The sequence below is a fragment of the Microcoleus sp. genome (genome assembly GCF_049646505.1).
In the GTDB taxonomy this organism is placed as follows: domain Bacteria; phylum Cyanobacteriota; class Cyanobacteriia; order Cyanobacteriales; family Microcoleaceae; genus Microcoleus.
Genome location: NZ_JBARVX010000067.1, coordinates 22801 through 32076, shown reverse-complemented (window position 1 = coordinate 32076; position 9276 = coordinate 22801). Strand labels below are relative to the sequence as shown.

Below are 9276 nucleotides of genomic sequence, written 5' to 3'. Positions count from 1 at the left end.
AAACACATTCCATTTGCCGGATCTGTCCGGCAGAAGACAGCCCCTCCAACAAACTGGGACGCTCGTAAATGTTTAAAGCCTCAAACAGCATTTCCCGCCCGCTACTAATTTCGGAATTCCGAAGTTTAATATCGGGCAATGTCAAAGCAGACTGACAGCGTTTGACAGCCTTAGAAAAAATCTCATAACCGTCAACCAGTTTCTGACGGTGCAGTGCAAAATTAGAGTCGTGAGCGACCTTAAAAATCTGCTGAATCACCTCAACTCCCCGCTCCTTAAGGATGTGTCTGAGATCGATAAACCCGTCTTTGATTTTTAGCTTTTGATGCTTGGCTTCTTCTCTAATTTTTAATACTTGGTCGAAGTTTACTGCCGACAAAACTGCACTCGATACAGCGCCAATACCAATCACAGCAACAGTTGCTTGCATCACTGCCAAATTAATTTTTAGACAGTTAAGCATCCTGTAGATTTTTTGAAACCCCTGATGAGTTTGAGCAAGCTGCAACGGTGCCACAGTCACGTACACGGGAGCTACCAACGGCTGCACGGGCCCGCCTCCGGCTAACCCTGCGAGCAGTCCTAAAACTCCGCGATCGGATAGAGTTGCAGTTGTTGATGGATAAAAAACTTTTGCGATCTCGACAAACTCCCCTGTCACCGGATCTCTAGCTGCGGGGAGCAATTTTCCTGTTTTGGCGACAGGTTGTACGAGGTGGCCAGTATTGAGTCGATCCTGAGTAGCAGGGGTGAACAGATAATCCATGTTGTGACACCAGTTTAAAAAAAGAATACAACTGATGAAGCCCGTGTTCCACACCGTTAGGTCATCTGTCATTCCCCATTCCCAATTCTAAAATATAAAATCTAAAATCTAAAATGGTGTGACTCAGTTGGTATTCAAAAAGGCAGATGTTCTGTATTGTATGCTATTTAGGGAAATGAGGAAGGAAAGGAAATGAATGAGTATCTCAAGGTATTTCAGGCTATTACCCAGTTTAGCGATCGATTGTTGGCAGACGAATATAAATCCGTGGAGATTAAACAGTCAGCTACCCACCTAAACTTAGATGTGGAACGCTGCATTGACGAAATTAAGCAGTCTGCCTTCAGACTCAAGGAGTTAGTTGAGGTATGTTTCAAAGATATATCTCAGGCTGAAGATGTCTGGAATAGCAAGCCGAGAATTGCTGGAGCATCTCCTGTTGAGGTATGGGAGCAAATTGGCGAACTAAGCGGATGCGATGTAAGAATTCGCAATTTAGGAAAACAGGGCAAATATGATGCTGTTGTTAAAGTTCGGAAATCCTGGAGCGAGAAAACTACCAAGATAAAAAATCAGTGGTTTTTGTGGGACACAAATCATCAAGTGTTTCAAAGAGATACTATCGGTTTTTTTGAACAAGATAATTTGCACAAAGAGTTGCGGAGTGAAGTAGATTATCAGGCAGAACGAGTGATTTTGATTGTTGAAAATGAACTTAATTTAATTTTTAAAGAATTACAGTCTATTGATATAGAAAAAATTGAATTGTGTATAGAATGCTTCGACCTCCACAGTCAATTTAGATTTAGAGAGCGACTGCAATCAATAGGTGGCGAGATTGTATCGAAGTTTACGGAACCTCTGAAATATTTGCCGGAGTCTTACCTAAAAAATTTTAAAGAAACGCTGAGATATCCTGTAGAAACTCTGGTTCACAAAAGTAAAATGGGAATCAGTTTGATCGATTTTGAAGAGTCTTGTAAAGTGATTGAGTCAATCATGGATGATTTGATTGTAGAAATTTTTGATGACCGCGTGAAACTGGCAATTCACACCGTTGAAAAAGCGATGATGTTCTACAATAATTTTTTAGAAAAGCAGGCGCGGTACCAGCAAGAAACAGCTCAACAGCGACTGGCGGAAAAAGATTGGATGGAATACCAGCGGCTGCAACTCAGGGAAGTTCAGCAGTATATTGAAGCAGTCATTGGTTAGTGGTTAGTGGTTATTGGTTGGTAGTTATTGGTTAGTGGTTATTGGTTATTGGTTATTGGTTATTGGTTATTGGTTATTGGTTATTGGTTATTGGTTAGTGGTTATTGGTTATTGGTTATTGGTTAGTAGTTATTGGTTATTGGTTATTGGTTATTAGAACGAACAACTAATAATTAACAAATAACCACTAACAACAGTAAACAGTTAACAGTTAACAGTCAACAGTCAACAGTCAACAGTCAACAGTCAACAGTCAACAGTCAACAGTTAACAGTCAACAATCAACAGTCAACTGATTATTGATATTGACCGCCGATTTCGTAAACGATCGCGCCCAAAGATGCCAAACTAGCTAAAATCAGCATTCCAGCAGGCATGAACTTGCGAGTTTTGACCAGCCGTAAAATAAAGACTACTACTAAAACAGCAGAGATGGCTGCTGCTAATGTTAAACCCCAACTTTGTCCCATGAGTTGGGCGGTGCCGGCAAAAATTAGCAGCGAACCGCTAATCAGGCCGGAAATGAGGGAGGCTTGGCTTTTGGCTTTGATGTAACCCATGATGCCGCCAATCAGTGTCAAAACGCCGTAGCCGATCGCCGCTGTTATACCTAAATTCATTTTTAATCCTCACAATTTTACTCTTTGCATCTAAGTTTATACAGCGAGACCTGCTATTTCGGTCACAAATTGTTAGAAAATTTATTAAACCCAGTCAAGATATCTAACTGTTATACAATTGCCCTTATGTCAGCCCTAACCTCTGGTGCGATCGCCCAAATCCGTTACCTCCAGCGCCAAGCAGCATCCCTGCTGCTGTATCAATCAGTCCTCACAAGCCCCGCAGCTCAAGCATTTCTCGACTTGCTGCAAGCTCTCCACCACAGCGAAGTCAGCGGTTTAGACTGTCAGGTGGCTTACGGCAACTGGTTCAAAGTTCAGGCCGCTCAAAATCTGAGTTGGAAAGATGCTCTGATTTGGGAAATTCTCAAAGACGAAAATCCCTTTTCACGCAAGGCTCAACAAACAGATTTTGCGAGTTTGCCGCCCGCTTTGGTAGAGGCCGCCCGACACGATTTACAAGTGCTGCAAAATATTTACGAATGCAGCAGCGAACAGTTGAGCAAGTGGGTGCGGGTAGCGGGTCAACTTGACGCAGTGCCTCCGATTTGGCATTGCGAAACTGTAGCAGAACCGGGCGATAAACCCCTGCACGGACAACTGGAAAAATGGGCCGGCGCTGCGGAATCTTTGGCAGAATATTACCGAAAATTTGGTACTGGTTTGTTTGCCGAATATCGCGCTTTTAGCTGGCGTTCCGGGCAGTTAGCGAGTATTTCGCATCCAGATGCCATAAATTTGAAAGAGTTGGTTTGCTGCGATTGGCAGCGCGATGCTCTGGTGAAAAATACGGAGTTTTTGCTGGCGGGTTATCCGGCTTTGCACGTCTTGCTCTACGGGAGTCGCGGTTCTGGTAAGTCTTCTTTGGTGAAGTCGCTGTTAAATGAATTTGGATCTCGCAATTTGCGGTTGATTGAAGTATCTAAATCGGATTTGCAAGATTTGCCGCTAATTGTTGACAAGTTGCGGGGAGTTCCTCAAAAGTTTATTATCTTTGTCGATGACCTTTCTTTTGAGGAAGATGATGATGCTTTTAAATCCTTGAAAGTAGTTTTAGAAGGAAATGTCACCGCGCGCTCTCAAAATGTGGTAGTTTATGCCACATCTAACCGACGGCATTTAATTCGAGAGTTTTTTGATGACAGGCCTCGCCCCCGCGACGGAGATGAAGTTCACGCTTGGGATACGGTGCAGGAAAAACTTTCATTTAGCGATCGCTTTGGCTTGACTTTAACTTTTGAACCGGCGGATCAAAACACTTATTTAACAATTGTCGGACATCTGGCCAAACTTGCTGGAATCAAGCTCGCTGCTGAAGATTTGGAGCACCGGGCTAAGGAATGGGCAACTCGTCGCAACGGGCGATCGGGAAGGACTGCGCGGCAGTTTGTTGATTTCCTGAAAGCAGATTTAGCGCTTTTTGACAAGTAGATTGGCCGGGCTGGGAGGGCGGTTTTTACCCGATATATGGGAAGGGAATTCAGGCTCTGAATAAACCCGCCCTCCCATCGCCGCAGGGCGCAAGAAAAAATCTTAATTTTTTCATAATTTTATTGATAATAAATAACTAACAAGATTTGATATAATTAGCAAAATTCCCGCTGAATTCTCCAGAGTCCAAGCCCGTCGGGACTCCATGAATCCACCACTAAATAATGAGGAAAATATCATGGGTTTATTTGATAAAGTATCGCAGACTCGCCAACAAACGGACGTAACGTTAGGGCCTGCCGAAGCATTTGCGGCGATCGCGCTAATTGCCGTAGCAGCCGACGGTTACATCAATGACAGCGAAAGTAAAGCGATTAGCATGACGCTATCTCGGATGCAACTGTTCCGCAGCTATCCCGATGACGTGATGAGAAAAATGCTCGATCGCCTGCTGATGATTCTGCAACGACAAGGAGTCGAGGTACTGTTTAATGCGGCTTTGGCAACACTTCCAGACGAACTGAAAGAAACAGTTTTTGCTGTGACAACTGACATCGCTTTAGCAGATGGCGAAGTGTCGGAAGAAGAAGAACAACTGTTAAACGCTCTTTACAGTTCCTTGGGGCTTTCCGAAGAAATTGCACTCAAGATTATAGACGTGATGTTGATTAAAAACAAAGGTTAAGAAAGAATATCGCAAAGAATAATTTAGGAGTTTTGACTTCAATAGGACTTATACCAAATTCATAAAATAGCGCTACATATTTACCCCCTCCCAACCCCCCCGCGATTTCGGGGGGGAGTCAAACTTTCGGTAGCAGCATAACTTTATGAATTTGGTATTACGCACCCTAACCTCAGAAACCCGGTTTATACGAATATTTATCGTTATCGATTAAAAATATTTGTATAAGTCGGCTTTCGACACCCGTAAATCCTGTTAAAAAAAGACAAGATTTTTTCATCAAAACTCACAACTCAAAACAGCTTGAAATGCCTTTCACTTACAACCGCACTGTTCGCTTCCAAGATACCGATGCTGCTGGAGTCGTTTACTTTGCCAACGTTTTGGCGGTGTGCCACGAAGCTTACGAGGAATCTCTAGCAGCATCGGGAATCAATCTCAAAGCGTTTTTTAGCAATCGGGAAGCAGCTTTGCCCGTAATTCATGCTACTGTAGATTTTTATCGCCCTATGTTTGCGGGCGATCGGCTGATAATTCAACTAACGCCCAAACAAATAGCTGGCGATGAATTTGAAATTGCCTATCAAGTATTTTCTGGGGAAGTTGCAGGAAGAAGCGCGGCTAAAGCTCTTACTAAGCACGTCTGCATCGATGCAGCGACGCGAACTAGAAAACAGCTATCTGAAGACTTAATCCAGTGGTTGAGGCAATTTGAGAGTTGAAACTTTAGATAACTTCAATATTTAAATAATAGCAGGGAATGGCAGTCAAATTTCTGTTTAGTTTAAAACTTCTTCTAACTTGTTTCCGTTTAAGTAGTTCCACTTACTTAAACGTAAAATACAGACAAATCAAAAACGAGAAATTCTAAGCATTCTTCCTTCTTCCTGATGACTAATGACTGATGACCAGTGACCAATGACTGATGACTAATGACCAATGACTAATGACTTCTTATGACAAATCGCAATTATGCCATCATCGGTACGGGAGCTGTAGGCGGATTCTACGGTGCTAAACTGCAAAAAGCAGGTTTAGAAGTGAATTTTTTGCTGCGTAGCGATTACCATACCGTCAAGAAACAGGGTTTGATAATCGAGTCTCCCGAAGGCGACTTCATCCTCCCGCAAGTCCGCGCCTACCACGACGCGCGCAAAATGCCTCAGTGCGACGTAGTAATTGTAGCGCTGAAAACAACTCAAAATCATTTATTGCCCAAAATATTGCCTCTTTTATTAAAGGATAGCGGCGTTGTTTTAGTATTACAAAACGGACTGAACGCGGAACCGCAAATTGCTCAAATTGTCGGTGCAGAAAGAGTGATTGGCGGGCTGTGTTTTCTGTGTTCTTATAAAATTGGGCCCGGTCACGTCTCCCACCTCGATTACGGTACTATTACCTTGGGCGAATATGCCCAAGACTACAAAGCCATCGGTATTACTGACAGATTGCACCAAATTGCTGAGGATTTTCAACTGGCTGAGATTCCCATAGAAATGAGCGAAGATTTACTATTTTCAAGGTGGAAAAAGCTGGTTTGGAATATTCCTTATAACGGGCTGTCTGTGCTTTTAAAGGCGAGAACTGACGAACTGATGGGTAATCCAGATACTGTGATTTTGGTTGAGGAAATCATGGCGGAAGTGATAGCCGCGGCTAAAAGTTGCGATCGGATTATTCCCGATAGTTTTATCGCAGATATGCTGGAACACACTCACAAAATGAAGCCTTACCGCACTAGCATGAAAATCGATTACGATGAATCGCGGCCCCTGGAAGTAGAGGCGATTTTTGGCAATCCGATACGGGTAGCTGAAAAAGCAGGTGTTAAGTTGCCACAAATAGAGGTACTTTACCGAATGTTGAAGTTTGTGGACGCTCAAAGGCAGGAAGCTGAGAGGACGAGAAGGCTGTTAGGTTTGTCGTAATTAGTCAGTTAACTGTTGACTGTTGACTGTTGACTGTTGACTGTTGACTGTTGACTGTTGACTGTTGACTGTTGACTGTTGACTGTTAAGAGGGCGGGCCCGCACCATCCACCGCCCCTACTGACTGTTGACTGTTGTCAGAAATAAGCATGGAAAATTCTGCCTTCTGCATTGATTGCGCCTAATAATTATTGATATTTTAGTCCAATTTCTTGCAATTGTTCTCGATTGATTTTGCCTTGAGAATTGCGCGGCAATTGTTCGACTATTACCCAATATTTCGGTCGCTTAAACTTGCTCAACTTATCTTCGATTGCCGCTTGCAAAATTGTGACAGTAACTTCGGAATTAGCGGGAACATAAATCGCTGTCACGACTTGACCCCAATCTTTGTCTGGCAAGCCAATTACAGCAACATCGGCAACTAAATTAGTATTCTTAATTGCGGCTTCGACTTGGGCAGGAAATACGTTTTCTCCGCCGGTGATAATTTTGTCGCTGCTGCGTCCGACGATATTTAAGTAGTTATTGCGGTCAATAAATCCTAAATCGTCTAATTGGAAATATTCGCGATTGCCAAATTTTTCAGGATAATAACCCAAGGCTAAAGATTTAGCATTAACTGCAATATTTCCAATTTGATTGTAGCACAAAATCTCACCTTTGGGACTGCGAATTGTTATTTTTGCGTGGGGTAAAGCTTGACCGGAACTGTTATTGCCTGCGAGAAAATCTTCGGGTTTGAGTGTAGCAATTTGTGAGGCGGTTTCTGTCATGCCGTAACTGGGTGCTAATTTGATTTGATAGTTTCTAGCTGTTGCCAAAAGTTCGGGCCAAGCGGGAGCACCGCCCAAAAGTACGGTACGAAACCGGGACAACCAATTAGCTGTATCTGGGTTTTGCAGCAGCCGTTGCAGTTGAGTTGGAACTAAGGAAATGAAAAATTCTTCTGGTTCGATATCGGCTTTTTCGCCGGATTCTAGTGTTTTGAACGGCTGGATTACCAGTTTTCCGCCTGTGGTGAACGATCGCACAAACTGCATGAAACCGCTGACGTGGTATAATGGCAAAACGCAGAATGAGTTAATTTTGTCAAGCTGAAAATATTCTTGAAAACCTTCGACTGATGCGGTTAGTGTTTCCCAAGTGTGGATGGCAAAACGGATTTTTCCCGATGAACCGCCGGTGGGAATCATGATGTTATCAAAACCGTTTTGACCGGGTGAATGGAATCCCGGCGAATGGAATTCGCGGCTATACAAACGAAGTCCGCCTTCGCGGACTGTAAGAGAGGGGAATATTTTTTTTAACTCAGCATTTTGTCCTAAAATTAGGTCTGGTTGGACTAAATCAAAGACTTGTTCCCATTCTTGTTTTACCCAGTTGGGATTGCAGAGAAAAATTGGGCATTTGGCGGCGCGGGCGCTGATGAAACTGGCAAGAAATTGCAGGGGTTCTGATTCTGCGATGCAAATCTTTGGAGGTGTTTCTCCTGCGGGGTTTTTGGTGATTTGTTGAAATTGCCGATCGACAATTCGGGCAAATTCGCCGCTGTCACAACCGACAAGCCAATTATCGGGCAATTCAAAGGGTAGATTCAGACTATTTACTGTGATTTTTTTTGCCATAGATGCTTTAACCAGGTGTCTTGATTGTCGTCGAACCAGCTATCGGTACCGAAGCCTAGGGCTCTATTATTTATAGACAATTCTGTTGCTAAATTTAAGGCGGCTTGTCTGCCGATTTTGGTTTCAAATACTGATGAAAAAACTGCGTCTATATTGTGAGTTTGACAAAAGTTTCGCAGTTGGGATGGAGAACCGCAAATCGCAGGTTTAATGACGAAAATTCCCCGCCAACCTTGGCTGTAGCATTCTTGGATGCGATCGAGGTTGGCTGCGGATTCGTCTAGGGCGAGATCCGTTGCATAAATAGCATTCAATTCTACCATTTCCTGAAACTGGGCGATCGGCAGCGGCTGTTCCAAAAATTCAATATCTGCCGCCAAGTCGGGAGTTGCTTTTACTTTGTCGCAAGCTTCCAGCCATTTTTCGGCCTCGGAATAGGTGAGTCCGCCATTAGCATCTAAGCGCAAAAGTGCCGATTTGCGATCGCCCAAATCGTGCATAGATGCAATTAGCTGCTGCAAAATCTTTAATTCTTGTTCAATTTCAGCAACACCAATTTTCCATTTAAACGTGCGATGTCCCTCCAACCAAAGCATTGGTAAAACCTGCAAAGCTGTTTCACCAGCAGGCAATAAACCGCTGTACTGACTTAAATTTTCGCTTTTCTCCCCCCCTTGGCAAGGGGGGGTTGGGGGGGGTGAATTTTGCTCGTTTGATAGTGCTGACTCAAAGCCAAATTGACAAGCTGGTAATTCAGCAGAAATCGCCAAAATCCTCTCTGATGAAATATTAGCAGGTAACTGGTGACAAAAATCTAAAGCTTGCTCAAAAGTTTCGGAACCAAACCAACTTAAAGGGGCAATTTCTCCCCAACCAATGCGATTGTTTTCATCAATAAGTCGCAGGATAATTCCTTCTCGAATATCCCAAATGCCGTGACTCGTTCGCAGCGGGCGCTTAAATTTTCGCTGATAGGTGCGAAACTCGAATTTATATAGCATTT

At 43.4% G+C, this 9276-nt stretch carries 8 protein-coding genes and 1 pseudogene; 5 read left to right on the top strand and 4 right to left on the bottom strand.

Translation table 11 applies throughout. The annotated features are described in order from the left end of the window. A pseudogene (locus WBA89_RS03570) lies at positions 1–838 on the bottom strand (hypothetical protein); the annotation flags it as partial. A 120-nt stretch (positions 839–958) separates the two neighbouring features. On the opposite strand from WBA89_RS03570, the gene WBA89_RS03565 reads away from it, so the two are divergent. Next, on the top strand, positions 959–1981 hold the full coding sequence (locus WBA89_RS03565) for a hypothetical protein (RefSeq protein ID WP_424404149.1): 1023 nt from the start codon (positions 959–961) through the stop codon (positions 1979–1981). 296 nt (positions 1982–2277) lie between these two features. Here WBA89_RS03565 and WBA89_RS03560 read toward each other — a convergent pair whose 3' ends face one another. Continuing rightward, the gene (locus tag WBA89_RS03560) at positions 2278–2601 is read right to left on the bottom strand and encodes a TMEM14 family protein (RefSeq protein WP_424404147.1); all 324 of its coding nucleotides are present in this window, start codon (positions 2599–2601) and stop codon (positions 2278–2280) included. Between the two features lie 126 nt (positions 2602–2727). Between WBA89_RS03560 and WBA89_RS03555 the strand changes: the two genes are divergently transcribed. The 4 genes from WBA89_RS03555 (at position 2728) to WBA89_RS03540 (ending at position 6645) form a co-directional block, all read left to right on the top strand. Then, positions 2728–4032, top strand: coding sequence for an ATP-binding protein (locus WBA89_RS03555; RefSeq protein ID WP_424404145.1), 1305 nt, complete (start codon positions 2728–2730; stop codon positions 4030–4032). 238 nt (positions 4033–4270) lie between these two features. Next, the gene (locus WBA89_RS03550) at positions 4271–4717 is read left to right on the top strand and encodes a tellurite resistance TerB family protein (protein WP_424404155.1); all 447 of its coding nucleotides are present in this window, start codon (positions 4271–4273) and stop codon (positions 4715–4717) included. A gap of 308 nt (positions 4718–5025) precedes the next feature. Continuing rightward, entirely contained in the window at positions 5026–5439 is a 414-nt protein-coding gene (locus WBA89_RS03545; protein WP_424404143.1) for an acyl-CoA thioesterase, read from the top strand. A 234-nt stretch (positions 5440–5673) separates the two neighbouring features. After that, on the top strand, positions 5674–6645 hold the full coding sequence (locus WBA89_RS03540; protein WP_424404141.1) for a putative 2-dehydropantoate 2-reductase: 972 nt from the start codon (positions 5674–5676) through the stop codon (positions 6643–6645). A gap of 188 nt (positions 6646–6833) precedes the next feature. Here the strand turns inward: WBA89_RS03540 and WBA89_RS03535 are convergent, their stop codons facing one another. Next, complete coding sequence (locus WBA89_RS03535; protein ID WP_424404139.1) at positions 6834–8273, bottom strand: 2-succinylbenzoate--CoA ligase; 1440 nt, start codon at positions 8271–8273, stop codon at positions 6834–6836. Further along, positions 8252–9274 (bottom strand): o-succinylbenzoate synthase, encoded by a 1023-nt coding sequence (locus WBA89_RS03530; RefSeq protein WP_424404137.1) that lies wholly within the window; start codon positions 9272–9274, stop codon positions 8252–8254. Before WBA89_RS03530 ends, WBA89_RS03535 begins: the two co-directional genes overlap by 22 nt. Positions 9275–9276: the final 2 nt, after the last annotated feature.